The 24800-nt window shown below is 58.0% G+C and carries 21 protein-coding genes; 20 read left to right on the plus strand and 1 reads right to left on the minus strand.

What is annotated here, in order from left to right:
* Window positions 1–13: 13 nt before the first annotated feature.
* Window positions 14–796: a type I methionyl aminopeptidase gene (gene map / locus ACMXYJ_RS07555; RefSeq protein WP_201185921.1), complete on the minus strand. Its 783-nt coding sequence runs from the start codon at window positions 794–796 to the stop codon at window positions 14–16.
* Window positions 797–1169: 373 nt separating this feature from the next.
* Here map and rpsB point away from each other — a divergent pair, with 373 nt between their 5' ends.
* From rpsB to kdsA, 20 genes are all read left to right on the plus strand, one after another.
* Window positions 1170–1907 (plus strand): 30S ribosomal protein S2, encoded by a 738-nt coding sequence (gene rpsB / locus ACMXYJ_RS07560; protein WP_003219330.1) that lies wholly within the window; start codon window positions 1170–1172, stop codon window positions 1905–1907.
* Between the two features lie 192 nt (window positions 1908–2099).
* Window positions 2100–2963, plus strand: a complete 864-nt coding sequence (tsf, locus tag ACMXYJ_RS07565) for a translation elongation factor Ts (protein WP_033056302.1) — start codon at window positions 2100–2102, stop codon at window positions 2961–2963.
* Window positions 2964–3172: 209 nt separating this feature from the next.
* The gene (pyrH, locus tag ACMXYJ_RS07570) at window positions 3173–3916 is read left to right on the plus strand and encodes a UMP kinase (protein WP_003172271.1); all 744 of its coding nucleotides are present in this window, start codon (window positions 3173–3175) and stop codon (window positions 3914–3916) included.
* Window positions 3913–4470, plus strand: coding sequence for a ribosome recycling factor (frr, locus tag ACMXYJ_RS07575; protein ID WP_007907979.1), 558 nt, complete (start codon window positions 3913–3915; stop codon window positions 4468–4470). The genes pyrH and frr overlap by 4 nt, the downstream gene beginning before the upstream one ends.
* Window positions 4471–4483: 13 nt before the next feature.
* On the plus strand, window positions 4484–5239 hold the full coding sequence (gene uppS / locus ACMXYJ_RS07580; protein WP_415759322.1) for a polyprenyl diphosphate synthase: 756 nt from the start codon (window positions 4484–4486) through the stop codon (window positions 5237–5239).
* Window positions 5239–6045 (plus strand): phosphatidate cytidylyltransferase, encoded by an 807-nt coding sequence (locus ACMXYJ_RS07585; RefSeq protein WP_415759323.1) that lies wholly within the window; start codon window positions 5239–5241, stop codon window positions 6043–6045. The genes uppS and ACMXYJ_RS07585 overlap by 1 nt, the downstream gene beginning before the upstream one ends.
* Window positions 6042–7232 (plus strand): 1-deoxy-D-xylulose-5-phosphate reductoisomerase, encoded by a 1191-nt coding sequence (gene ispC / locus ACMXYJ_RS07590; RefSeq protein ID WP_415759324.1) that lies wholly within the window; start codon window positions 6042–6044, stop codon window positions 7230–7232. The genes ACMXYJ_RS07585 and ispC overlap by 4 nt, the downstream gene beginning before the upstream one ends.
* Before the next feature lie 53 nt (window positions 7233–7285).
* Window positions 7286–8638 (plus strand): sigma E protease regulator RseP, encoded by a 1353-nt coding sequence (gene rseP, locus ACMXYJ_RS07595; RefSeq protein WP_415759325.1) that lies wholly within the window; start codon window positions 7286–7288, stop codon window positions 8636–8638.
* Between the two features lie 74 nt (window positions 8639–8712).
* A complete protein-coding gene (bamA, locus tag ACMXYJ_RS07600; RefSeq protein WP_415759326.1) occupies window positions 8713–11103 on the plus strand; it encodes an outer membrane protein assembly factor BamA in 2391 nt (796 codons plus the stop codon).
* Window positions 11104–11148: 45 nt separating this feature from the next.
* The gene (locus ACMXYJ_RS07605) at window positions 11149–11652 is read left to right on the plus strand and encodes an OmpH family outer membrane protein (protein ID WP_010462812.1); all 504 of its coding nucleotides are present in this window, start codon (window positions 11149–11151) and stop codon (window positions 11650–11652) included.
* Window positions 11653–11654: 2 nt separating this feature from the next.
* On the plus strand, window positions 11655–12710 hold the full coding sequence (gene lpxD, locus ACMXYJ_RS07610; RefSeq protein WP_415759327.1) for a UDP-3-O-(3-hydroxymyristoyl)glucosamine N-acyltransferase: 1056 nt from the start codon (window positions 11655–11657) through the stop codon (window positions 12708–12710).
* A gap of 107 nt (window positions 12711–12817) precedes the next feature.
* Window positions 12818–13258, plus strand: a complete 441-nt coding sequence (fabZ, locus tag ACMXYJ_RS07615; protein WP_008154051.1) for a 3-hydroxyacyl-ACP dehydratase FabZ — start codon at window positions 12818–12820, stop codon at window positions 13256–13258.
* The gene (gene lpxA / locus ACMXYJ_RS07620; protein WP_415759328.1) at window positions 13255–14031 is read left to right on the plus strand and encodes an acyl-ACP--UDP-N-acetylglucosamine O-acyltransferase; all 777 of its coding nucleotides are present in this window, start codon (window positions 13255–13257) and stop codon (window positions 14029–14031) included. Before fabZ ends, lpxA begins: the two co-directional genes overlap by 4 nt.
* Window positions 14032–14033: 2 nt before the next feature.
* Complete coding sequence (lpxB, locus tag ACMXYJ_RS07625) at window positions 14034–15164, plus strand: lipid-A-disaccharide synthase (protein WP_140677641.1); 1131 nt, start codon at window positions 14034–14036, stop codon at window positions 15162–15164.
* A gap of 11 nt (window positions 15165–15175) precedes the next feature.
* The gene (gene rnhB, locus ACMXYJ_RS07630) at window positions 15176–15802 is read left to right on the plus strand and encodes a ribonuclease HII (RefSeq protein WP_415760689.1); all 627 of its coding nucleotides are present in this window, start codon (window positions 15176–15178) and stop codon (window positions 15800–15802) included.
* Between the two features lie 83 nt (window positions 15803–15885).
* Window positions 15886–19407, plus strand: a complete 3522-nt coding sequence (dnaE, locus tag ACMXYJ_RS07635) for a DNA polymerase III subunit alpha (protein ID WP_415759329.1) — start codon at window positions 15886–15888, stop codon at window positions 19405–19407.
* Between the two features lie 139 nt (window positions 19408–19546).
* The gene (locus ACMXYJ_RS07640) at window positions 19547–20494 is read left to right on the plus strand and encodes an acetyl-CoA carboxylase carboxyltransferase subunit alpha (protein ID WP_201114307.1); all 948 of its coding nucleotides are present in this window, start codon (window positions 19547–19549) and stop codon (window positions 20492–20494) included.
* A gap of 146 nt (window positions 20495–20640) precedes the next feature.
* Window positions 20641–21969: a tRNA lysidine(34) synthetase TilS gene (gene tilS / locus ACMXYJ_RS07645; RefSeq protein WP_415759330.1), complete on the plus strand. Its 1329-nt coding sequence runs from the start codon at window positions 20641–20643 to the stop codon at window positions 21967–21969.
* A gap of 274 nt (window positions 21970–22243) precedes the next feature.
* Complete coding sequence (locus ACMXYJ_RS07650; protein ID WP_415759331.1) at window positions 22244–23875, plus strand: CTP synthase; 1632 nt, start codon at window positions 22244–22246, stop codon at window positions 23873–23875.
* A gap of 5 nt (window positions 23876–23880) precedes the next feature.
* On the plus strand, window positions 23881–24726 hold the full coding sequence (gene kdsA / locus ACMXYJ_RS07655) for a 3-deoxy-8-phosphooctulonate synthase (RefSeq protein ID WP_033059920.1): 846 nt from the start codon (window positions 23881–23883) through the stop codon (window positions 24724–24726).
* Window positions 24727–24800: the final 74 nt, after the last annotated feature.

Raw genomic sequence — 24800 nt, forward strand, 5'->3', positions numbered from 1 at the left:
CTGCGCGCCCGGATCAGGCCGAAACGCGCGGGATGGTGTCGTCGGCGCGCAGAGTGAAGATCTCGTAACCGGTTTCGGTTACCAGCAGGGTGTGTTCCCACTGTGCCGACAGCTTGCGGTCCTTGGTGATCGCGGTCCAGCCGTCGCCCAATACCTTGGTGTCGGCCTTGCCCTGGTTGATCATCGGCTCGATGGTGAAGGTCATGCCGGCTTTCAGTTCCATGCCGGTGCCGGCGCGACCGTAGTGCAGGATCTGCGGCTCTTCGTGGAACACCTTGCCGATGCCGTGACCGCAGAATTCGCGAACCACGGAAAAACCGTTCTTTTCAGCGTGCTTCTGGATCACTTCACCGATGTCGCCCAGGCGGCAGCCGGGTTTGACAATTTCGATGGCCTTGTACATGCATTCCTGGGTCACTTGCGACAGGCGCTCGGCCCAGACCGGCACGGTACCGACGTGGAACATGCGGCTGGTGTCGCCGTGGTAGCCGTCCTTGATGACGGTGACGTCGATGTTCAGCGTATCGCCATCCTTCAAGGCCTTCTCGTTCGGAATGCCGTGGCAGACCACGTGGTTGATCGATGTGCAGATCGACTTCGGGAAGCCCTTGTAGTTGAGCGGGGCAGGGATGGCTTTCTGCTCGTTGACGATGTAGTCGTGGCAGATGCGGTCCAGTTCTTCAGTGGTTATGCCCGGCTTGACATGTTCGGCAATCATTTCCAGCACATCGGCGGCCAGTTTGCCGGCGATGCGCATTTTTGCGATGTCCTCTGGGGTTTTGAGGGTGACGGTCATACAGGCTCTCTCTGCGCTCGATGGCGCCTTCTAAAACGGAATGGGCGTTGCGCGGTCGATCTTCGCGGCCCTGAAAAACGCGATTCTAACAGACGAGCAGCGCAAATCTGAGCCTCTGTGCATCGCTTCTCCTTATAGAATGGCGCATTCTTGGAGGATTCCAAGGGACGGAACCAAGGCGCGCACCAGGATTTAACAATCCGGGTTTCGTTTTTTTCAGCCTTGTGATATAAAATGCGCCGCTTTCCGGGGATCCCCTGAAAAGCCTAAATCCACACACGTGTCGACACGATGACCTGGGTGCCTTCAGCTGATGCTGCTGGTTGGTCATTGGGATACGTGGAGGCCAAACCCGACTTATTAAGGAACTATCATGTCCCAAGTCAACATGCGCGATATGCTGAAGGCCGGTGTGCACTTCGGTCACCAGACCCGTTACTGGAACCCGAAAATGGGTAAATACATTTTCGGCGCGCGTAACAAGATCCACATCATCAACCTTGAAAAAACCCTGCCAATGTTCAACGAAGCTCTGACTTTCGTAGAGCGTCTGGCCCAGGGCAAAAACAAGATTCTGTTCGTCGGCACCAAGCGTTCCGCTGGCAAGATCGTTGCTGAAGAAGCAGCACGTTGCGGTTCGCCGTACGTCGATCATCGCTGGTTGGGCGGCATGCTGACCAACTTCAAAACCATCCGTGCTTCCATCAAGCGTCTGCGTGACCTTGAAGTGCAAGCCGAAGACGGTACTTTCGCCAAGCTGACCAAGAAAGAAGCGCTGATGCGCACTCGCGATCTTGAGAAGCTCGATCGTTCCCTGGGTGGTATCAAGGACATGGGCGGTCTGCCAGACGCACTGTTCGTTATCGACGTTGATCACGAGCGCATCGCGATCACCGAAGCCAACAAGCTGGGCATCCCGGTTATCGGCGTAGTCGATACCAACAGCAGCCCGGAAGGCGTTGACTACATCATCCCAGGCAACGATGACGCAATCCGCGCTATCCAGCTGTACATGGGTTCGATGGCTGACGCAGTAATCCGCGGTCGCAACCACGTTGCTGGCGGCACCGAGCAGTTCGTTGAAGAAGCTCCGGTAGCAGCAGCTGAGTAATTGACGCCTTGGCGTTGACTCAGTAAGCAAAAAGGGGGCTTGGCCCCCTTTTTGCCACCTCGAAAACCGTTTGTCGGCAGCGCAGTTACAGTCTTTGTAACCTGCAGCAGCCAGCAAGGGTGGTTCGGGAAGAATTGATCGCCCGTTCGATCGGGTGGAATGGTTGAAAACCTATCCAAGAGGAATTTTGAAATGGCAGAGATTACTGCAGCGTTGGTCAAAGAACTGCGCGAGCGTACTGGCGAAGGCATGATGGACTGCAAAAAGGCCTTGACCAAGGCCGGCGGCGACATCGAAAAAGCCATTGATGACATGCGTGCTTCGGGCGCCATCAAGGCTGCCAAGAAAGCAGGCAACGTGGCTGCTGAAGGCGCTATCGCTCTGAAGGAAGACGGTAAATCCGCCGTTCTGCTGGAAGTGAACTCGCAGACCGACTTCCTGGCTTTGCAGGATGACTTCAAGGCATTTGTTGCTTCCAGCGTTGAAAAAGCGTTCGCTGACAAACTGACTGACGTTGCTCCTCTGATCGCCGCTCAAGAAGCCGATCGCCTGGTTCTGGTCGGCAAGGTTGGCGAAAACGTCAACATCCGTCGCCTGGCTCGCGTTGAAGGTGACGTTGTTGGTGGTTACCTGCATGGCAACAAGATCGGTGTTGTGGTTGCCCTTAAAGGCGGCAGCGTTGAGCTGGCCAAAGACATCGCCATGCACGTAGCGGCGACCAACCCTGAATTCCTGCTGCCATCGGAAGTTTCCGCTGAAGCGGTCGAGCGTGAGAAGGGCGTGTTCCTGACCCTCAACGCTGACAAGATCGCCGGCAAGCCAGAAAACATTGTTGAAAACATGGTCAAAGGCCGTATCAGCAAGTTCCTGGCTGAAGCGAGCCTGGTTGAGCAGGCGTTCGTCAAGAACCCTGAAATCAAGGTTGGCGAACTGGCCAAGAAAGCCGGTGCTGAAATCGTTTCCTTCACCTACTTCAAAGTAGGCGACGGCATCGAGAAGCCGGTCGACAACTTCGCTGAAGAAGTTGCTGCCCAGCTGGCTGCCGCCAAGCAATAAGACGGTTTTTAACTGTCGCCCTGAAGAGGCTGCCCGCTCACGCGCGCAGCCTCTTTTCAGATGGGGCACCAATTTTTAATTGGTTTCCTTTTGGAACTGGCTTACAAAGCCATGTTCCGATGGCGCTGAAGCAGCGCCAAGTTAGAGTGAACGCCAGCTGTAAACAGCTCGCAAAGAATTTTTAAAATACGCCGCAGGAGAGATTCGCAATGGCTCAGCAGGGCAGTGGTTATCAGGCTCGCTATAAACGCATTCTACTCAAGCTTAGCGGCGAGGCCCTGATGGGCTCGGAAGAGTTCGGGATCGATCCGAAAGTTCTGGATCGCATGGCGCTGGAAGTCGGCCAACTGGTCGGCATCGGTGTTCAGGTCGGTCTGGTGATCGGCGGCGGCAACCTGTTCCGCGGTGCAGCGCTGAGCGCGGCCGGCATGGATCGGGTCACCGGCGACCACATGGGCATGCTGGCCACTGTGATGAACGCCCTGGCCATGCGCGATGCGCTGGAACGTGCCAATATCTCGGCCATCGTGATGTCGGCCATTTCCATGGTTGGCGTGACCGATCACTATGATCGTCGCAAAGCCATGCGCCACTTGAACGCCAAGGAAGTCGTGATTTTCGCGGCCGGTACCGGCAATCCGTTCTTCACCACGGATTCGGCAGCGTGCTTGCGTGCAATCGAAATCGATGCCGATGTCGTGCTCAAGGCGACCAAGGTCGATGGCGTCTACACCGCTGACCCATTCAAAGACCCGCATGCCGAGAAGTTCGATCATCTGACTTACGATGAAGTACTGGATCGCAAGCTGGGCGTGATGGATCTGACCGCCATTTGCCTGTGCCGCGACCACAAGATGCCGTTGCGCGTATTTAACATGAACAAGCCCGGCGCCCTGCTGAACATCGTACACGGCGGCGCTGAAGGGACCCTGATCGAGGAAGGCCAACAATGATCAACGAAATCAAGAAAGACGCTCAAGAGCGCATGAAAAAATCCGTCGAGTCGCTGGCGCACAACTTCGGCCGTATTCGTACTGGCCAGGCTCACCCAAGCATTCTCGAAGGCGTGATGGTGCCGTATTACGGTTCCGACACCCCGATCAAGCAAGTGGCGAACATCACCGTCAAGGACGCTCGTACCCTGCAAGTGGTTGCCTTTGAGCGCAACATGCTGGGTGCCGTCGACAAGGCCATTGGTAGCGCGGGTCTGAACCTCAACCCGACCAACCTGGGTGAGTTGCTGCTGATCTCCATGCCGGCCCTGACCGAAGAAACCCGCAAGGGCTTCACCAAACAGGCTCGCGATGTTGCTGAAGATGCTCGTGTTGCGGTGCGCAACATCCGTCGTGACGCGAACAGCCAGCTCAAGGATCTGGTCAAGGAAAAAGAAATCAGCGAAGACGAAGAGCGTCGCGCCACTGGCGAGATCGATGATCTGACCAAAAAGTACGTGGCTGAAATCGACGCGAATCTGGCGCAGAAAGAAAAAGACCTGATGGCCGTATAAGGGTCGCGTTTTCATGGAAAAGACCAAGCAGACTGCGCCGCCCGCGGTGCCGCGCCATGTCGCGATCATCATGGATGGTAATAATCGCTGGGCGAAAAAGCGCTTTATGCCGGGTGTCGCCGGTCATAAAGCGGGCGTGGATGCGGTTCGTGCGGTGATCGAGGTGTGTGCTGAGGCCGGGGTCGAAGTATTGACCCTGTTCGCCTTCTCCAGCGAGAACTGGCAGCGCCCGGCCGACGAGGTCAGCGCCTTGATGGATCTGTTCTTCAAGGCATTGCGTCGCGAGGCCAAGCGCCTGAACGAAAACAACATCAGTTTGCGCATCATTGGCGACCGTTCGCGCTTTCATCCAGAGCTTCAGGCTGCCATGCGTGAAGCCGAGGCAATGACGGCGGGCACCAATCGCTTCGTTCTGCAAATTGCTGCCAACTATGGCGGACAGTGGGACATCGCGCAGGCCGCACAGCGTCTGGCTCGGGAAGTTCAGGCCGGGCACCTGCGTCCGGAAGACATTACTCCGGAGCTGTTGCAAACCTGTCTGGCTACCGGCGATTTGCCGTTGCCGGACTTGTGCATCCGTACCGGTGGCGAGCACCGCATCAGTAACTTCCTGCTGTGGCAACTGGCTTACGCCGAGTTGTACTTCTCCGACCTGTTCTGGCCGGACTTCAAACACGATGCCATGCGTACCGCGCTGGCCGATTTTGCTTCTCGGCAGCGCCGCTTCGGTAAAACGAGCGAGCAGGTCGAGGCTGGAGCCCGGGTTTAATGCTTAAACAACGAATCATCACTGCACTGATCCTGCTGCCGATTGCCCTGTGCGGGTTTTTCCTGCTCGAAGGCACCGGTTTTGCGCTGTTCATCGGGCTGGTCGTGACCCTCGGTGCATGGGAGTGGGCTCGCCTGGCGGGCTTCACTGAGCAGCCGATCCGCATTGCCTATGCGGCTGTGGTCGCGTTGATGCTGTTGGTCATGCATATCCTGCCTGGGCTCGCGCCTTGGGTATTGGGCGCGTCGGTACTTTGGTGGGGCGTTGCAACCTATCTGGTGTTGACGTACCCGCGCTCCAGCGAACTCTGGTCCAGCGCTGCCTGCAAGCTGGTGATCGGCCTGCTGATCCTGCTGCCCGCCTGGCAAGGTCTGGTTCAGATCAAGCAGGAGCCTTTGGGCAACTGGCTGATCATGGCGGTGATGGTGCTGGTCTGGGGCGCTGATATCGGTGCTTACTTCTCCGGTCGGGCCTTTGGCAAGCGCAAGCTGGCGCCACAGGTCAGTCCCGGCAAAAGCTGGGAGGGTGTCTACGGCGGCCTCGCGGTGAGTCTGGTCATTACTGTCATTGTCGGTCTGGTTCGAGACTGGACGGTGGCGCAGTTGTTCAAAGGTCTGATGGGTGCAGCCATCATCGTGTTTATCTCGGTGGTAGGTGATCTGACTGAAAGCATGTTCAAGCGTCAATCCGGGATCAAGGACAGCAGTAATCTGCTGCCGGGTCACGGCGGCGTGCTGGACCGAATCGACAGCCTGACTGCAGCGATTCCAGTGTTTGCCGTGCTGCTGTGGATGGCGGCACCGTGAGCCGCCCGCAGCAGATTACCGTCCTGGGGGCGACCGGTTCGATTGGTCTGAGCACGCTCGATGTCATCGCTCGCCATCCCGAGCGTTATCAGGCTTTCGCCTTGAGCGGTTTTACCCGTCTGAGCGAGCTGTTGGCGCTGTGTGTTCGTCATACGCCGCGGTTCGCCGTGGTGCCTGAGGCAGGTGCTGCCCGAGGCTTGCAGGACGACTTGCGCGCCGCAGGTCTGTCGACTCGCGTGCTGGTGGGTGAGGAAGGCCTGTGTCAGGTTGCTTCCGATCCTGAGGTCGATGCGGTCATGGCGGCCATCGTTGGCGCTGCGGGCTTGCGACCGACCCTGGCGGCGGTCGAAGCCGGCAAGAAAATCCTCCTGGCCAACAAAGAAGCACTGGTGATGTCCGGTGCACTGTTCATGCAGGCGGTGCGCAAGAGTGGTTCGGTGTTGCTGCCGATCGACAGCGAGCACAACGCGATTTTCCAGTGCATGCCACAGGATTTCGCTCGTGGGCTGGGTGCCGTCGGGGTGCGTCGTATTTTACTCACGGCCTCTGGCGGTCCGTTCCGACAGACACCTATGGCTGAGCTGGTGCATGTTTCCCCTGAGCAAGCGTGTGCCCACCCGAACTGGTCCATGGGGCGCAAGATTTCGGTGGATTCGGCCAGCATGATGAACAAGGGGCTGGAGTTGATCGAAGCCTGCTGGCTGTTTGATGCCAAGCCGTCCCAGGTCGAAGTGGTGATTCATCCTCAAAGCGTGATTCATTCGCTGGTCGATTACATCGACGGTTCGGTATTGGCCCAGTTAGGTAACCCTGACATGCGCACGCCGATCGCCAACGCGCTGGCGTGGCCGGAGCGAATCGACTCGGGTGTTGCGCCGCTGGACCTGTTTGCAATTGCGCGGCTGGACTTCCAGGCGCCTGATGAAGAGCGATTCCCATGTCTGCGCCTTGCGCGTCAGGCGGCTGAATCCGGCAATAGCGCGCCGGCGATGCTGAATGCAGCGAATGAAGTGGCGGTCGCGGCCTTTCTCGACGGGCGGGTTCGCTACCCGGAAATCGCGAGTATCATCGAAGAAGTGTTGAATCTCGAGCCCGTGGTTGCAGTTGACGATCTCGAGGCAGTGTTCACGGCCGACGCGAAAGCGCGAGTACTGGCAGAACAATGGTTGAGTCGTCACGGGCGGTAAGTGCTGCAATACGTTGACCCATGCGGCACTGGACAGGATTGCGGAGAAAGTAGATGAGCGCGCTCTATATGATTGTCGGCACCCTGGTGGCTTTGGGTGTGCTGGTCACCTTCCACGAATTCGGCCATTTTTGGGTCGCACGTCGCTGTGGGGTCAAAGTGCTGCGTTTCTCCGTGGGCTTCGGTATGCCGTTGCTGCGCTGGCACGACAAGAAAGGCACTGAATTCGTCGTCGCCGCGATCCCGCTGGGCGGTTACGTGAAAATGCTCGACGAGCGCGAAGGTGAAGTGCCCGCCGATCAGCTTGATCAATCCTTCAATCGCAAATCCGTCCGCCAACGCATTGCTATCGTATCGGCGGGGCCGATTGCCAACTTTTTACTGGCGATGATTTTTTTCTGGGTGCTCGCCATGCTCGGCAGCGAGCAAGTGCGCCCGGTCATTGGTGCGGTCGAATCCGGCAGTATCGCCGCCAGGGCTGGTTTGAGCGCAGGCCAGGAAATCATTGCCATCGATGGCGAGCCAACTTCCGGCTGGGCCGCGGTGAACCTGCAGTTGGTCCGTCGTCTTGGGGAGAGCGGTTCCCTGCAGTTGCTGGTCCGTGATCAGGGTTCCACAGTGGATTCACCCCGTGAGTTGATGCTGGATAAATGGCTCAAGGGGGCCGATGAGCCGGATCCGATTCGTTCGCTGGGTTTGCGCCCTTGGCGTCCGGCGCTGCCACCGGTCCTGGCTGAACTTGATCCGAAAGGCCCGGCGCAGGCCGCTGGCCTCAAGACCGGTGACCGACTGTTGGCTCTGGACGGCAAGTCGCTTGATGACTGGCAGCAGGTGGTGGACACGGTCCGTATGCACCCTGATACCAAAATCATGCTGCGCGTCGAGCGTGATGGTGCTCAAATCGACATCCCTGTGACGCTGGCCGCTCGCGGTGAGAAGAAGGCACCGAGTGGTTATCTGGGGGCTGGGGTGAAGGCAGTTGATTGGCCGCCAGAGATGATTCGCGAAGTGAGTTATGGTCCTGTGGCGGCAATTGGGGAGGGTGCTCGACGCACCTGGACCATGAGCGTACTGACCCTCGATTCGCTCAAGAAAATGTTGTTCGGTGAGCTCTCGGTAAAAAACTTGAGTGGACCGATAACCATTGCTAAAGTGGCGGGCGCTTCTGCCCAGTCGGGTGTCGCTGATTTCCTGAATTTCCTTGCTTATCTGAGTATTAGCTTGGGAGTTCTGAATTTGTTGCCCATTCCTGTACTGGATGGGGGGCATTTGTTGTTTTATCTGATCGAGTGGGCGCGTGGTCGCCCCTTGTCAGATCGGGTGCAGGGTTGGGGGATACAGATCGGTATCAGTTTGGTGATCGGGGTGATGTTGCTTGCTCTTGTCAATGATCTGGGTCGACTGTAACGCTTCGCTGAATTGCGAATCTGCCGCATTGTGCGGCAGTTTGTTTATTGCCAGTTGGAATAAGAAAGGACTTCATGAAACGTCTGCTGCTAACTGCGGTTCTCACCGTATTGATGATCGCCGAAGTTCACGCCGAGTCCTTCACTATCTCTGATATTCGCGTCAATGGCCTCCAGCGGGTCTCCGCGGGTAGCGTCTTTGGTGCTTTGCCGTTGAACGTCGGTGAACAGGCGGATGATCGTCGCCTGGTGGAATCCACTCGTGCGTTGTTCAAAACCGGTTTCTTTCAAGATATCCAGCTGGGCCGCGATGGCAACGTCCTGGTCATCACGGTAGTCGAGCGGCCGTCGGTCGCCAGTATCGAGATCGAGGGTAACAAGGCGATCTCCACTGAAGACCTGATGAAAGGCCTCAAACAATCCGGTCTGGCCGAAGGCGAGATCTTCCAGCGCGCCACCCTCGAAGGTGTGCGTAACGAGCTGCAGCGCCAATACGTCGCTCAGGGTCGCTACTCGGCTACCGTCGACACTGAAGTGGTGCCGCAGCCGCGTAACCGCGTTGCGTTGAAGGTCAATATCAACGAAGGCACCGTTGCTGCTATCCAGCACATCAACGTGGTGGGTAACACCGTCTTCCCTGATGAAGACCTGATCGACCTGTTTGAACTCAAGACCACCAACTGGCTGTCGTTCTTCAAGAACGATGACAAGTATGCTCGTGAAAAACTTTCCGGTGACCTGGAGCGTCTGCGCTCCTACTACCTGGACCGTGGCTATATCAACATGGATATCGCTTCGACCCAGGTGTCCATCACCCCGGACAAGAAGCACGTCTATATCACCGTCAACGTCAATGAAGGCGAGAAGTACACCGTCCGTGACGTCAAGCTGAGCGGCGACCTGAAAGTCCCTGAAGACCAGGTCAAGTCTCTGCTGCTGGTCCAGAAAGGCCAGGTGTTCTCGCGCAAGTTGATGACCACCACGTCCGAACTGATTACCCGCCGCCTGGGTAACGAGGGTTACACCTTCGCCAACGTCAATGGCGTGCCTCAACCTCACGATGAAGACCATACCGTCGACATCACGTTCGCCGTCGATCCGGGCAAGCGTGCTTACGTGAACCGCATCAACTTCCGTGGCAACACCAAGTCCGAAGACGAAGTGCTGCGCCGTGAAATGCGTCAGATGGAAGGCGGCTGGGCTTCGACTTACCTGATCGACCAATCCAAGACTCGTCTTGAACGTCTGGGCTTCTTCAAGGAAGTGAACGTCGAAACACCGGCCGTGCCGGGCGTCGACGACCAGGTTGACGTGAACTACAGCGTTGAAGAACAGGCTTCCGGTTCGATTACCGCCAGTGTTGGTTTTGCCCAGAGCGCCGGTCTGATCCTCGGTGGTTCGATCACCCAGAACAACTTCCTGGGTACGGGTAACAAGGTCAGCGTCGGCTTGACTCGCAGTGAATACCAGAGCCGTTATAACTTCGGTTATGTTGACCCGTACTGGACTGCTGATGGCGTGAGCCTGGGTTACAACGCGTTCTATCGCACCACTGACTACAAAGACCTCGACGTCGACGTAGCCAGCTATGCCGTAGACAGCCTGGGTGCAGGCGTGAGCGTCGGTTATCCGATCAGCGAGACTTCGCGTCTGACCTTCGGCCTGACTGCTCAACAAGACAAGATCAAGACCGGTCAATACACCGTTGACGAGATCTTCGACTTCGTTAACAAGGAAGGCGATAACTACCTGAACTTCAAGGCTTCGGCCGGCTGGTCCGAATCCACACTGAACAAAGGTGTATTGGCGACCCGTGGTCATTCCCAAAGCCTGACACTGGAAACCACCACGCCTGGCAGCGACCTGTCGTTCTTCAAACTTGATTACCGTGGCCAGTTGTTCCAGCCATTGTCTGAAAACTACACCATGCGCCTGCACACCGAACTGGGTTATGGCGATGGTTATGGTTCTACCGATGGCTTGCCGTTCTATGAAAACTACTATGCTGGTGGTTTCAACTCGGTTCGTGGCTTCAAGGACAGCACCCTCGGTCCTCGCAGTACGCCGAGTCGTGGTGCGGGTGAGACAGGTAACGCGGGGACCCTCAGAGACCCGGACCAGGACCCGCTGCCGTTCGGTGGTAACGTTTTGATTCAGGGTGGTGTCGAGGTTCTGTTCCCGCTGCCGTTCGTCAAGGATCAGCGTTCCCTGCGTACTTCGGTATTCTGGGATGTGGGTAACGTATTCGACTCCAAGTGCGAAAAAACGACAAACGCCAATGTCGGTTCAACCGCTCAAACAGCGTGTAACGACATCAGCCTGAGCAACATGGCCAGCTCCGTCGGTGTAGGCGTGACCTGGGTTACCGCACTGGGTCCTCTGAGCTTCGCGTTGGCCATGCCGGTCAAGAAACCGGATGACGCTGAGACTCAAGTGTTCCAATTCTCCCTCGGCCAGACGTTCTAAGCGTCTGACCCAAGATAACGACAATGGATTTTGTAGGAGTGCATCGTGCGTAAGTTGACTCAATTGGTTCTCCTGGCGACCGTACTGGTAGCAGGTCCGGCTTTTGCCGACATGAAAATCGCCGTTCTGAACTATCAGATGGCTCTGCTGGAATCCGACGCGGCCAAGAAGTACGCCGTTGATGCCGAGAAGAAGTTCGGTCCACAGCTGTCCAAGCTCAAGACTCTGGAAAGCAGTGCCAAAGGTATCCAGGACCGCCTGATGGCTGGCGGCGACAAGATGCAGCAAGGCGAGCGTGAACGCCTGGAACTCGAGTTCAAGCAAAAGGCTCGTGACTTCCAGTTCCAGTCCAAGGAACTGAACGAAGCCAAAGCCGTTGCTGACCGTGAAATGCTGAAGCAGCTCAAGCCGAAACTGGACAGCGCTGTGGAAGAAGTCATCAAGAAAGGTGCTTTTGACCTGGTCTTCGAGCGTGGCGCAGTGATTGATGTCAAACCTCAGTACGACATCACTCGCCAGGTTATCGAGCGCATGAATCAGCTGAAGTAACCATGACAGCGACTATAAAGCTCGGCCAATTGGCCGAGTTCCTCGGCGCCACACTGCGTGGCGACCCGGAGAAAGAAATTACTGGGCTAGCCACTTTGCAAGAGGCTGGCCCAGCTCAGTTGAGCTTTCTCGCAAACCCCCAATACCGTAAATACCTGGCGGACAGCCGGGCTGCAGCGTTGTTGCTGAAGGCCGCTGACGCTGAAGGTTTTGCAGGTAATGCACTGGTGGTGCCTGATCCGTATCTGGCGTACGCGCGGATTTCCCATCTGTTCGATCCCAAGCCGAAGGCGGCTGCCGGTATTCATCCGACAGCGGTTGTGGCAGCGGATGCAGTGGTCGATCCGGCGGCGAGCATTGGCGCCTTTGCGGTGATCGAAAGCTGCGCGCGTATTGCTGCGGGTGTGACCGTTGGCGCGCACTGCTTCATCGGTGCCCGCTGCGAGATTGGCGAGGGCGGTTGGTTGGCCCCGCGAGTCACGCTGTATCACGATGTTCGCATCGGTAAGCGTGTGGTGATTCAATCGGGTGCCGTACTCGGTGGCGAAGGTTTCGGTTTTGCCAACGAGAAAGGTGTCTGGCAGAAAATCGCCCAGATCGGTGGTGTGCTGGTCGGTGATGACGTGGAGATTGGCGTGAATACCGCTATTGATCGCGGTGCACTGGCCGATACCGTTCTGGGTAACGGTGTGAAGCTCGACAACCAGATTCAGATCGCCCACAACGTACAGATCGGTGATCACACCGCCATGGCGGCGTGTGTGGGGATCTCCGGCAGCACCAAAATCGGCAAGCATTGCATGCTCGCCGGTGGCGTAGGGCTGGTGGGGCATATCGAAATTTGCGACAACGTTTTTATCACCGGGATGACCATGGTGACCCATTCGATTACCGAAAAGGGTTCCTATTCTTCCGGTACGGCGATGCAACCGGCAGCCGAATGGCGCAAAAGCGCGGCACGCATCCGTCAGCTCGATGACATCGCGCGGCGGTTGCGACAGCTGGAAAAGCGTGTAGGGGAAGTGACCCCTGACGGTAATGCTTCATCAGATGGCTGATACCATTTCCATATCAAGTGTGCACAGCCGCTAGACTGCCTCCTTGATTTGCTAGAGGGGTGCGCGTCAGTCGCGCCTCCCAATCTTTACATAGGCTTCCCCCCGAAATGATGGACATCAACGAGATTCGCGAATACCTGCCTCACCGTTACCCGTTCCTGCTGGTGGACCGGGTCGTGGATCTGGATGTGGAAGGCAAGCGCATTCGCGCCTACAAGAATGTCAGCATCAACGAACCCTTCTTCAATGGTCACTTCCCTGCGCATCCAATCATGCCGGGTGTGTTGATCATCGAAGCGATGGCTCAGGCTGCCGGCATCCTTGGCTTCAAAATGCTCGACGTGAAGCCTGCCGACGGCACGCTCTACTACTTCGTCGGCTCCGACAAGCTGCGTTTTCGCCAGCCTGTCACCCCAGGCGATCAGTTGATCCTCGAAGCCCGCTTCATCAGCTGCAAGCGTCAGATCTGGAAGTTCGAGTGCCAGGCTTCGGTCGATGGCAAGCCAGTCTGCTCTGCTGAAATCATCTGCGCGGAACGCAAACTATGAGTTTGATTGACCCTCGCGCAATCATCGATCCGACGGCTATCCTGGCCGACGGCGTCGAGGTCGGCCCTTGGTCGATCATCGGTGCAGGTGTGGAAATCGGCGAGGGGACAGTGATCGGGCCGCATGTGATTCTCAAAGGCCCGACCCGAATCGGAAAGCACAACCGCATCTACCAGTTTTCTTCGGTAGGCGAGGACACGCCCGATCTGAAATACAAGGGTGAAGAAACCCGTCTGGTCATCGGTGACCACAACGTCATCCGTGAAGGCGTGACGATTCACCGCGGGACCGTTCAGGACCGTTCTGAAACAACCCTGGGCGATCACAATCTGATCATGGCCTATGCCCACATCGGCCACGACAGCGTCATCGGCAACCACTGCATCCTGGTCAACAACACCGCGTTGGCGGGCCATGTGCACGTTGAAGACTGGGCGATTCTGTCCGGTTTTACCCTGGTTCACCAGTATTGCCATATCGGCGCCCACAGCTTTTCCGGTATGGGCACCGCCATCGGCAAGGATGTCCCTGCGTACGTCACGGTGTTCGGCAACCCGGCCGAAGCCCGCAGCATGAACTTCGAAGGCATGCGTCGTCGCGGTTTCAGCGAAGATGCGATCCACGCGCTGCGTCGTGCCTACAAGGTGGTTTACCGCCAGGGCCTGACGGTAGAGCAGGCACTCGCCGAACTGGCCGAGCCTTCGGATCAGTTTCCGGAAGTCGCGGTGTTCCGTGATTCCATCCAGGCTTCGACCCGCGGCATCACTCGTTAATCATGGCTAATTTGCGTATTGCGCTGGTAGCGGGTGAGGCTTCCGGCGACATTCTTGGCGCGGGTCTCATGCGCGCACTCAAGGCTCAGCACCCGGCGGTGGAGTTCATCGGTGTCGGCGGTCCGCTGATGCAGGCTGAAGGTCTGACTTCGTATTTTCCGATGGAACGCCTTTCGGTCATGGGCCTGGTGGAAGTACTGGGCCGCTTGCGCGAGTTGCTGGCACGTCGCAAGAAACTGGTTGCCGACCTGATCGCCGAGAAGCCAGACGTGTTCATCGGTATCGATGCTCCGGACTTCAATCTCAATATCGAACTCAAGCTGCGTCAGGCCGGGATCAAGACCGTGCATTACGTTAGCCCGTCGGTTTGGGCGTGGCGCCAGAAACGGGTGCTGAAGATTCGCGAAGGCTGCGATCTGATGCTGACGCTGTTCCCGTTCGAAGCGAAATTCTATGAAGAGAAGGGCGTGCCGGTGCGGTTTGTCGGGCATTCCCTGGCTGATGCGATCCCGCTTGAAGCGGATCGTGCCGCCGCGCGGGCTGAGCTCGGTTTGCCCGACGGGCCTCTGGTTGCTCTGATGCCTGGCAGTCGCGGTGGCGAAGTTGGCCGGCTCGGCGCGTTGTTCCTCGATACGGCCCAGCGTCTGCGAGCCCTGCGCCCTGGTGTGCGGTTCGTCATGCCTTGCGCCGGCCCCGAGCGCCGCAAGCAACTTGAAGAGCTGCTGGCGGGCCGAGACCTGCCGCTGACATTGCTCGATGGCAAATCCCATCTGGCCCTGGCGGCCTGCGACGCGGTACTGATTGCCTCCGGAACGGCGACGCTTGAAGCGTTGTTGTACAAACGGCCGATGGTGGTTGCGTACCGCTTGGCACCGCTGACGTTCTGGATTCTCAAGCGCATGGTGAAAAGCCCCTATATCTCCTTGCCGAACCTGCTGGCCCAGCGCCTGTTGGTGCCCGAGTTGTTGCAGGACGATGCGACCGTTGAAGCCTTGGCCCAGACGCTGTCGCCACTGATCGAAGGCGGTGAAGAACAGACCCGCGGCTTCGATGAAATTCACCGTACCTTACGTCTGGACGCCTCCAATCAGGCGGCGGACGCGGTACTGAACCTGATCGGCAAAACACAATGAGCAAAGCAAGCATTCAGATGGGCCTGGACTTCACCCTGGTCGCCGACGTTGGAGATCTGGTCGCCGGTGTTGACGAAGTCGGTCGCGGCCCACTCTGTGGTGCGGTGGTGACAGCTGCGGTGATCCTCGATCCGAGCCGTCCGATCCTGGGCCTGAACGACTCGAAGAAGCTCACCGAAGCACGCCGCGAAAAGCTCTACGACGAGATCTGCGAAAAAGCCCTGAGCTGGTGCATCGCCCGGGCCGAAGTCGAAGAAATCGACGAGCTGAACATCTTGCACGCTACCATGCTGGCCATGCAGCGCGCTGTCGAAGGTCTGCACATCACGCCGAAACTGGCGATGATCGATGGCAATCGTTGCCCGAAGCTGTCGATGCGTGCCGAAGCGGTGGTGCAGGGCGACGGTAAGGTACCGGCCATCGCGGCAGCGTCGATTCTGGCCAAGGTCAGCCGCGACCGCGAGATGGCAGCGTTCGAATTGATTTACCCGGGGTACGGCATCGGTGGCCACAAAGGCTATCCAACGCCCGTTCATCTGGAAGCGCTGGCCCGCTTGGGGCCAACGCCGATTCACCGTCGCTCGTTCGCCCCGGTACGCCTGGCTTACGAGGCGCGGGAAAGCCTGATCGAGAGTTAGTCGCAAGGCTGATGTTTTTGCCAAGGCCCGGTACAATCCGGGCTTTGTTGTCTTCACGTTTCTAGTTTCTAGACAGGATCACTATGCCGGCTTCATTCGTTCATCTACGCCTGCACACTGAGTATTCCCTGGTCGACGGTCTGGTGCGGATCAAACCGCTGGTCAAGACCCTGGTCGGCATGAACATGCCCGCCGTAGCGGTCACCGACCAGAACAACATGTGTTCCCTGGTCAAATTCTATAAAGCCTCCATGGGGGCCGGGATCAAGCCGATCTGTGGCGCCGACTTGTGGCTGTCGAACAAGGATCCGGATAACGCTCTGAGCCGGATCAGTCTGCTGGCGATGAACGCCGTGGGTTATCGCAACCTCACCGAACTGATCTCCCGCGGCTTCATCGACGGCCAGCGCAATGGCTCGGTCATCATCGAGCGTGAGTGGGTGGCCGAAGCCAGCGAAGGCTTGATCATGCTGTCGGCGGCGAAAGAAGGCGAGATCGGCCTGGCGATGCTCAGTGGCAACCCGGCCGAAGCGGAAAACCTGGCACGCGAATGGATGGCCGTGTTCCCGGATCGCTTCTACCTGGAAATCCAGCGCACCAACCGCCCCAACGACGAAGAGCAGTTGCACGGTGCCGTAGCCCTCGCTGAAAAAATCGGTGCGCCGCTGGTCGCGACCAACGACGTGCGCTTTATCAAGCAGGAAGACTTCGCCGCGCACGAAACCCGCGTTTGCATCGGTGAGGGCCGTGCCCTCGACGATCCGCGACGCTCGAAAAACTACAGCGATCAGCAATACCTCAAAAGCGCCGAGGAAATGGCTGAGTTGTTCAGCGACATTCCCGAAGCGCTGGAAAACACCGTCGAGATTGCCAAGCGCTGCAACATCGATGTGAAGCTGGGCACTCACTTCCTGCCCAACTTCCCGATCCCCGATGGCATGACCATCGACGAGTATTTCCGCAAGGTTTCCTTCGATGGTCTGGAAGATCGCCTCAGCGTTCTGCTGCCCAAGGACACCACCGAAGACTACGAAACCAAGCGTCAGGTCTACGTCGACCGGCTGAATTTCGAGCTGGATATCATCATCCAGATGGGTTTTCCCGGTTACTTCCTGATCGTTATGGACTTTATCCAGTGGGCCAAGAGTAACGGCGTGCCGGTAGGTCCAGGCCGTGGATCGGGTGCCGGGTCGCTGGTGGCCTACGTGCAGAAGATCACCGACCTCGACCCGCTGGAATATGACCTGCTGTTCGAACGTTTCCTTAACCCGGAACGGGTATCCATGCCCGACTTCGACGTCGACTTCTGCATGGACGGTCGCGACCGTGTAATCGACTACGTGGCCGAGAAATACGGCCGCAACGCGGTAAGCCAGATCATCACCTTCGGCTCCATGGCGGCCAAGGCTGTGGTCCGTGACGTGGCGCGGGTGCAGGGCAAGTCCTACGGTTTGGCGGATCGTCTGTCGAAGATGATCCCGTTCGAAGTCGGCATGACCCTGGAAAAGGCCTACGAGCAGGAAGAAATCCTCCGTGACTTCATCAAGGTCGATGAAGAGGCCGCGGAAATCTGGGAAATGGCCCGCAAGCTTGAAGGCGTTGTGCGTAACGTCGGCAAGCACGCTGGTGGTGTGGTTATTGCGCCGACCAAACTGACCGACTTTTCGCCGATTTATTGCGATGAAGCCGGCGATGGTCTGGTCACCCAGTTCGACAAGGATGACGTTGAAGCTGCGGGTCTGGTGAAGTTCGACTTCCTCGGTCTGCGGACCCTGACGGTCATCGATTGGGCGCTGAAAACCATCAACCGTGATCGTGCCAAGGTCGATGAGCCGCCGCTGGACATCGCGTTCATCCCGCTGGATGACAAGCCGACCTACCAGTTGTTGCAGAAAGCTGAAACCACCGCGGTGTTCCAGCTTGAGTCGCGCGGCATGAAAGAGCTGATCAAAAAGCTCAAGCCCGACTGCCTGGAAGACTTGATCGCACTGGTGGCCCTGTTCCGTCCGGGCCCGTTGCAATCGGGCATGGTGGACGACTTTATCAACCGTAAGCACGGTCGCGCCGAACTCGCGTACCCGCACTCGGATTACCAGTACGAAGGCCTCAAGCCGGTTCTGGCACCGACTTACGGCATCATCCTGTATCAGGAACAGGTGATGCAGATTGCCCAGGTCATGGCCGGTTACACCCTTGGCGGCGCCGACATGCTGCGTCGAGCCATGGGTAAGAAAAAACCCGAAGAAATGGCCAAGCAGCGCGGCGGTTTCATCGACGGTTGCAAGACCAACAATATCGACGCCGACCTGGCCGGTAACATTTTCGACCTGGTAGAGAAATTCGCCGGTTACGGCTTCAACAAATCCCACTCCGCTGCTTACGGCCTGGTGTCATACCAGACCGCGTGGCTGAAAACGCACTACCCGGCGCCATTCATGGCCGCGGTGCTGTCGGCGGATATGCACAACACCGACAAGGTCGTGACCTTGATCGAAGAAATTCGCACCATGAAGCTGCGTCTCGACGCGCCGGATGTGAATACTTCGGAGTTCAAGTTCACGGTGAATGACGAAGGCCGGATTATTTACGGCCTCGGCGCGATCAAAGGTGTGGGCGAAGGTCCGGTGGAAGCCATCACCGAGGCGCGTCAGGAAGGTCCGTTCAAGGATCTGTTCGATTTCTGCGCCCGTGTCGATCTCAAACGTATCAACAAGCGCACGCTGGACGGTTTGATCCGCAGCGGTGCGCTGGATCGTCTGGGCCCATACTTCCATGACGAGCAGAAAGCCTATCAGGCCAATATCGACCGCAACCGGGCGGTCTTGCTGAACGCAATGGAAGGGGCGATCAAGGCGGCCGAACAAACCGCGCGCACCCACGACAGTGGTCATGTCGACCTGTTTGGCGGTCTGTTCGTCGAAGAGGACGCCGATGTCTACGCCAATCACCGCAAAGCCAAGGAGCTGACCCTCAAGGAACGCCTGAAAGGGGAGAAAGACACCCTGGGCCTGTACCTGACCGGTCACCCGATCGACGAATACGAAGGCGAAATCCGCCGTTTCGCCCGTCAGCGCATCATCGACCTGAAACCGGCCCGTGATACCCAGACCGTCGCGGGCATGATCATCGCCCTGCGAGTCATGAAGAACAAAAAGGGCGACAAGATGGGTTTCATCACCCTCGACGACCGCTCTGGACGGATCGAGGCCTCGCTGTTCGCCGAAGCATTCCATTCGGCGCAATCGCTGTTGCAGACCGACGCGATGGTGGTGGTCGAAGGCGAAGTCAGTAACGACGATTTCTCCGGTGGCTTGCGGCTGCGGGTCAAACGGGTGATGAGCATGGAGGATGCGCGCACCAACCTGGCCGAAAGCCTGCGCTTGAAGCTGCAGACCCAGGATTTGAAAGGCGATCAGCTACGCTGGCTCGGTGAGTTGTTCAAGCGTCACCGTGGCGCGTGCCCGATCACCATGGAATACACCAGTCCCGATGCGAAGGCTTTGTTGCAGTTCGGCGAGACCTGGCGGATCGACCCGGCGGATGCCTTGATTCAAGCCCTGCGTGACCAGTTCGGGCGAGACAACGTCTTCCTCCAATACCGTTGACGGTCAGGCCCTATAGTTAGGGCCTGATCTCGACCTGAATTTTTAATCTCGACCTGAACGCGCCTCTCCCTTAAGGTAGGCGCGAATAGACAACCGGCCGGCCCAAGCTCTCTTGGATGTCGACCCAAGACGGACGCCTATGAACCCGAATTTTCTAGATTTCGAACAGCCGATCGCCGACCTGCAAGCCAAGATCGAAGAGTTGCGCTTGGTCGGTAATGACAATTCGCTGAATATCGGCGATGAGATCTCCCGCCTGCAGGACAAAAGCAGCACATTGACCGAAGACATCTTCGGCAAGCTGACCAGCTGGCAGATCGCGCGTCTGGCGCGTCACCCGAAACGTCCGTATACCCTGGACTACATCGAACACATCTTCACCGAGTTCGACGAACTGCACGGCGACCGTCACTTCTCCGACGACGCTGCGATCGTGGGCGGTATCGCCCGTCTGGACGACCAGCCGGTGATGATCATCGGTCACCAGAAAGGCCGCGAAGTGCGCGAGAAAGTTCGCCGCAACTTCGGCATGCCGCGTCCGGAAGGCTACCGCAAGGCGTGCCGCCTGATGGAAATGGCCGAACGTTTCAAAATGCCGATCCTGACCTTCATCGACACCCCGGGTGCTTACCCTGGTATCGACGCTGAAGAGCGCAACCAGAGCGAAGCGATTGCCTGGAACCTGCGCGTCATGGCGCGCCTGAAAACCCCAATCATCGCCACCGTGATCGGTGAAGGTGGTTCCGGTGGTGCGCTGGCGATCGGCGTTTGCGATCAACTGAACATGCTGCAGTACTCGACTTATGCGGTGATTTCGCCGGAAGGTTGCGCCTCGATTCTGTGGAAGACCGCCGAGAAAGCACCGGACGCCGCTGAAGCCATGGGCATCACTGCCGAGCGCCTGAAAGGCTTGGGTATTGTGGACAAAGTGATCGGCGAGCCTTTGGGCGGCGCACACCGTAATCCGGCCGCTGCAGCTGCATCGATCCGTGCCGAGCTGAGCTCGCAGCTGGCGATGTTGAAGAAGTTCGATAATGACGCGCTGCTGGCTCGCCGTTACGAGCGTCTGATGAGCTACGGTCTCTGATCTGACCTCGGCTTCAATGTGGGAGCGGGCTTGCTCGCGAAGGCGGTATAACAGTCAACCGATGTGTTGATTGTTAAGCCGTCTTCGCGAGCAAGTCGAATCGTCGCACCGCCGCTCCCACATTTGATTTGTGCGAAGTGATCGATATGAGTCAGCCCATGATTGATCTTCCTGCCAGTCTCTTGCGGTATCTCAAGCCTTGGCGCAACGCCGCAACCTGGCGCATCGCATTCTCCGGTGGTCTCGACTCCACCGTTCTGCTGCACCTTCTCGTACACCTCGCAAAAACCGAATCCCTGCCAGCGCTAAGCGCTATCCATGTTCATCACGGCCTTCAGGCTGTGGCTGATGCGTGGCCGAATCATTGTCAGTCGGTCTGTGATGCGCTGGGTGTGCCGCTGCAGGTTGTTCGTGTGCAGGTTCAACCCGGCGCCAGTATTGAGCGTGCAGCCCGGGATGCGCGATATGCCGCGTTCATCGAGGCGACTCAGGCCAATGAAGTGCTGATGACCGCCCAGCACCGTGACGATCAGGCGGAAACGTTGTTGTTTCGGCTGTTGCGTGGGGCAGGGGTGAGGGGGTTGTCGGGGATGCCACGCCAGCGCCCGCTCGGTAAAGGACAGCTGCTTCGGCCATTGCTCGATGTCACACGGGCTGAACTTGAGGCCTATGCGGCGGAGCATCGGCTGAGCTGGATCGAAGACCCATCGAACCACGATCGGCAATTCTCGCGAAATTTCCTGCGCCATCAGGTATTCCCGGTATTGACCCAGCGCTGGCCGCAAGCGGTAACGACCATCGCTCGCAGCGCTGCGCATCTGAGCGAAGCGCAGGGATTGCTTGATGAGCTTGCGCAAATCGACCTGGCTGACGCCAGCACTGCCAACGACTTTGATTGGCTGGGATTGCCGTCCCTGGAACTGGGGGCATTGGAAACGCTGTCCGCTGCTCGTCAGCGTAATGCGTTAAGTCATTGGCTCGAACCGCTGACGCGACTGCCGGACAGTGACCATTGGTCGGGTTGGGAGGATTTACGGGATGCCGCTGGCGACGCCCGCCCGATTTGGCGGCTGGCGGATGGCGAACTGCATCGGGCGGGTGGGCGTATCTGGTGGTTGTCCGGCAGTTGGTTGCGCACGTTGCCCGCCGTCGGAAACTGGCCCGACCCCTCGCTATCGCTGGTGTTGCCGGACAACGGCGTGCTCACACTCACCGGCCAGATCCCCGATGGCCTGCTGCATATCCGCTATCGTGAGGGAGGTGAGGTGATGAATTTGCCCGGTCGCGGCCATCGCGATCTGAAACGATTGCTCAACGAAAGTGGCGTGCCGGGTTTTGCCCGTGGCAGATTGCCGCTGCTCTACCGAGGCGAGCAATTGCTGGCGGTGGCCAACCTGCGGGGCTTGGACGGCAGTGCAAAGGACCGTTGGAATTTTCATTGGCAGCCGCCGCACGAAGATCAAGGTTTGAGCTGAAAGGGGCTTTCCGGTAGACTACGCTCCCTTCTTGATACAACTTCTGTGGATTCGCCTGAATTGCAGGAGTTGCCGATTACCAAGCAGTCTTTGCTGGGCGATTCCAAAAAATGTGTAGCGAGCAACGTACCGGTGTTTCATCTTCCGGTCTGTCCCAACGCGGCGGTTTTTTTGAAAGGTGCACTGTGATTAATGCAGGTGATCGGGGGCTTCGGCCTTCCTTCGCTTTCCCCGGCGGCTCGGACCGCTTTAACGCAGACTTCTAGGGTTTTTCATGACGCGCTACATATTCGTCACGGGCGGTGTTGTTTCTTCATTGGGGAAAGGCATCGCATCGGCTTCATTGGCGGCCATCCTGGAGGCGCGGGGACTTAAGGTCACCATGCTGAAGCTGGACCCGTACATCAACGTTGACCCGGGCACCATGAGCCCGTTCCAGCACGGTGAAGTGTTCGTCACCCACGACGGCGCCGAGACCGACCTGGACCTGGGCCACTACGAGCGGTTCATCCGCACGACCATGACCCAGAACAACAACTTCACCACCGGCCGTGTCTACGAACACGTCCTGCGCAAAGAGCGCCGTGGTGATTACCTGGGCGCCACCATCCAGGTGATCCCGCACATCACCGACGAAATCAAGCGCCGGATCATCAAGGGCGCCGGCGATGCCGACGTGGCCATGGTCGAGATCGGTGGCACCGTGGGTGACATCGAATCCCAGCCGTTCCTCGAAGCGATCCGTCAATTGCGTTTCGAAGTCGGTGCCAAGCGCGCGATGCTGATGCACCTGACACTGGTGCCGTACATCGCCACTGCCGGCGAAACCAAAACCAAGCCTACTCAGCACTCGGTCAAGGAACTGCGTTCCATCGGCCTGCAGCCTGACGTGCTGGTCTGCCGCTCCGATCACCCGATCGATATCTCCTCGCGTCGCAAGATCGCTCAGTTCACCAACGTTGAAGAACGTGCGGTAATTGCGCTGGAAGACGCCGACACCATCTACAAGATCCCGGGCATTCTGCACGCCCAGGGCCTGGATGATTTCGTTGTCGAGCGTTTCGGCCTGCAATGTGGCGGCGCCGATCTGTCCGAGTGGGAAGCCGTGGTCGACGCCAAGCTCAACCCTGAGCACGAAGTCACCATCGCCATGGTCGGCAAGTACATGGAACTGCTGGACGCCTACAAGTCGCTGATCGAAGCGATGAGTCACGCCGGCATCAGCAACCGCACCAAGGTCAACCTGCGCTACATCGACTCCGAAGACATCGAAAACCAGGGCACTGCGCTTCTGGACGGTGTCGACGCGATCCTGGTACCCGGCGGCTTCGGTCTGCGTGGCGTGGAAGGCAAGATCACTGCCGTTCAATACGCTCGCGAAAACAAGGTTCCGTACCTGGGCATCTGCCTGGGCATGCAAGTGGCCGTGATCGAGTTCGCTCGTAACGTGCTGGGCTGGAAAGACGCCAACTCCACCGAGTTCGATCGTGCAAGCGGTCACCCGGTCGTGGGTCTGATCACCGAGTGGGAAGATGCCACCGGCGCCGTCGAAACCCGTACCGAAACGTCCGATCTGGGCGGCACCATGCGCCTTGGCGCTCAGGATTGCCTGCTGGAACCGGGTTCCCTGGTGCACGATTGCTACGCCAAGGACGTGATCGTTGAGCGTCACCGTCACCGCTATGAAGTGAACAACAACCTGCTGCCGCAAATCATCGAGGGCGGCCTGAAAATCACCGGTCGTTCCGGTGATGGCGCCCTGGTAGAAGTGGTTGAAGCTCCGGATCATCCATGGTTCGTCGCTTGCCAGTTCCACCCTGAGTTCACCTCGACACCACGCGACGGTCATCCGTTGTTCAGCGGTTTCGTTAAAGCAGCATTGGTTCAACACCAGAAGAAGGCGTAAATCCGATGGCCCAGAAGATTATCCGCGTAGGCGATATCGAGATTGCCAACGACAAGCCAATGGTGCTTTTCGGTGGCATGAACGTGCTGGAAAGCCGCGACATGGCGATGCAGGTCTGTGAAGAGTACGTAAAGGTCACCGAGAAACTCGGTATCCCTTACGTGTTCAAGGCCAGTTTCGACAAGGCCAACCGTTCCTCCGTGACCTCTTACCGTGGCCCCGGCCTGGAAGAGGGCATGCGGATTTTCCAGGATATCAAGCAAGCGTTCGGCGTGCCGATCATCACCGACGTCCACGAGCCTGATCAGGCCGCGGTCGTCGCTGAAGTCTGCGATATCATCCAGCTGCCGGCCTTCTTGTCGCGCCAGACTGACCTGGTGGTCGCGATGGCCAAGACCGGTGCGGTGATCAACATTAAGAAAGCCCAATTCCTCGCGCCTCAGGAAATGAAACACATCCTGAGCAAATGCGTGGAAGCGGGTAACGATCAGTTGATCCTCTGCGAACGCGGATCGAGCTTCGGCTACAACAACCTGGTTGTCGACATGCTCGGCTTCGGCATCATGAAGCAGTTCGAATATCCGGTGTTTTTCGACGTGACCCACGCGCTGCAAATGCCGGGCGGACGCTCCGATTCTGCCGGTGGCCGTCGCGCCCAGGTCCTCGACCTGGCAAAAGCCGGTATGAGCCAGTCGTTGGCTGGCCTGTTCCTCGAAGCGCACCCGGACCCGGACAACGCCAAATGCGACGGCCCTTGCGCCTTGCGTCTGGACAAACTGGAGCCATTCCTGGCCCAGCTCAAAGCTTTGGACGAACTGGTGAAGAGTTTTCCGACGGTAGAAACCGCGTAATCCTCATTTCTCCGGTAAAGTACCGCACGAATTAATGCTCAGGCCCTCGGGTCTGAGCCTTATCGTCCGCAAGT

The organism is Pseudomonas arabinosi (genome assembly GCF_047758675.1).
In the GTDB taxonomy this organism is placed as follows: Bacteria; Pseudomonadota; Gammaproteobacteria; order Pseudomonadales; family Pseudomonadaceae; genus Aquipseudomonas; species Aquipseudomonas arabinosi.

What these genes read in the sequence shown, in the direction of transcription:
- pyrH (WP_003172271.1), top strand. Translation starts at nt 3,173, where the DNA reads ATGGCTCAGCAGGGCAGTGGTTATCAGGCTCGCTATAAACGCATTCTA.
- ACMXYJ_RS07650 (WP_415759331.1), top strand. Translation starts at nt 22,244, where the DNA reads ATGACGCGCTACATATTCGTCACGGGCGGTGTTGTTTCTTCATTGGGG.
- bamA (WP_415759326.1), top strand. Translation starts at nt 8,713, where the DNA reads ATGAAACGTCTGCTGCTAACTGCGGTTCTCACCGTATTGATGATCGCC.
- lpxD (WP_415759327.1), top strand. Translation starts at nt 11,655, where the DNA reads ATGACAGCGACTATAAAGCTCGGCCAATTGGCCGAGTTCCTCGGCGCC.
- ACMXYJ_RS07640 (WP_201114307.1), top strand. Translation starts at nt 19,547, where the DNA reads ATGAACCCGAATTTTCTAGATTTCGAACAGCCGATCGCCGACCTGCAA.
- tilS (WP_415759330.1), top strand. Translation starts at nt 20,641, where the DNA reads ATGAGTCAGCCCATGATTGATCTTCCTGCCAGTCTCTTGCGGTATCTC.
- tsf (WP_033056302.1), top strand. Translation starts at nt 2,100, where the DNA reads ATGGCAGAGATTACTGCAGCGTTGGTCAAAGAACTGCGCGAGCGTACT.
- rpsB (WP_003219330.1), top strand. Translation starts at nt 1,170, where the DNA reads ATGTCCCAAGTCAACATGCGCGATATGCTGAAGGCCGGTGTGCACTTC.
- map (WP_201185921.1), bottom strand. Translation starts at nt 796, where the DNA reads ATGACCGTCACCCTCAAAACCCCAGAGGACATCGCAAAAATGCGCATC.
- uppS (WP_415759322.1), top strand. Translation starts at nt 4,484, where the DNA reads ATGGAAAAGACCAAGCAGACTGCGCCGCCCGCGGTGCCGCGCCATGTC.
- dnaE (WP_415759329.1), top strand. Translation starts at nt 15,886, where the DNA reads ATGCCGGCTTCATTCGTTCATCTACGCCTGCACACTGAGTATTCCCTG.
- lpxB (WP_140677641.1), top strand. Translation starts at nt 14,034, where the DNA reads ATGGCTAATTTGCGTATTGCGCTGGTAGCGGGTGAGGCTTCCGGCGAC.
- rseP (WP_415759325.1), top strand. Translation starts at nt 7,286, where the DNA reads ATGAGCGCGCTCTATATGATTGTCGGCACCCTGGTGGCTTTGGGTGTG.
- lpxA (WP_415759328.1), top strand. Translation starts at nt 13,255, where the DNA reads ATGAGTTTGATTGACCCTCGCGCAATCATCGATCCGACGGCTATCCTG.
- kdsA (WP_033059920.1), top strand. Translation starts at nt 23,881, where the DNA reads ATGGCCCAGAAGATTATCCGCGTAGGCGATATCGAGATTGCCAACGAC.
- frr (WP_007907979.1), top strand. Translation starts at nt 3,913, where the DNA reads ATGATCAACGAAATCAAGAAAGACGCTCAAGAGCGCATGAAAAAATCC.
- fabZ (WP_008154051.1), top strand. Translation starts at nt 12,818, where the DNA reads ATGATGGACATCAACGAGATTCGCGAATACCTGCCTCACCGTTACCCG.
- ACMXYJ_RS07585 (WP_415759323.1), top strand. Translation starts at nt 5,239, where the DNA reads ATGCTTAAACAACGAATCATCACTGCACTGATCCTGCTGCCGATTGCC.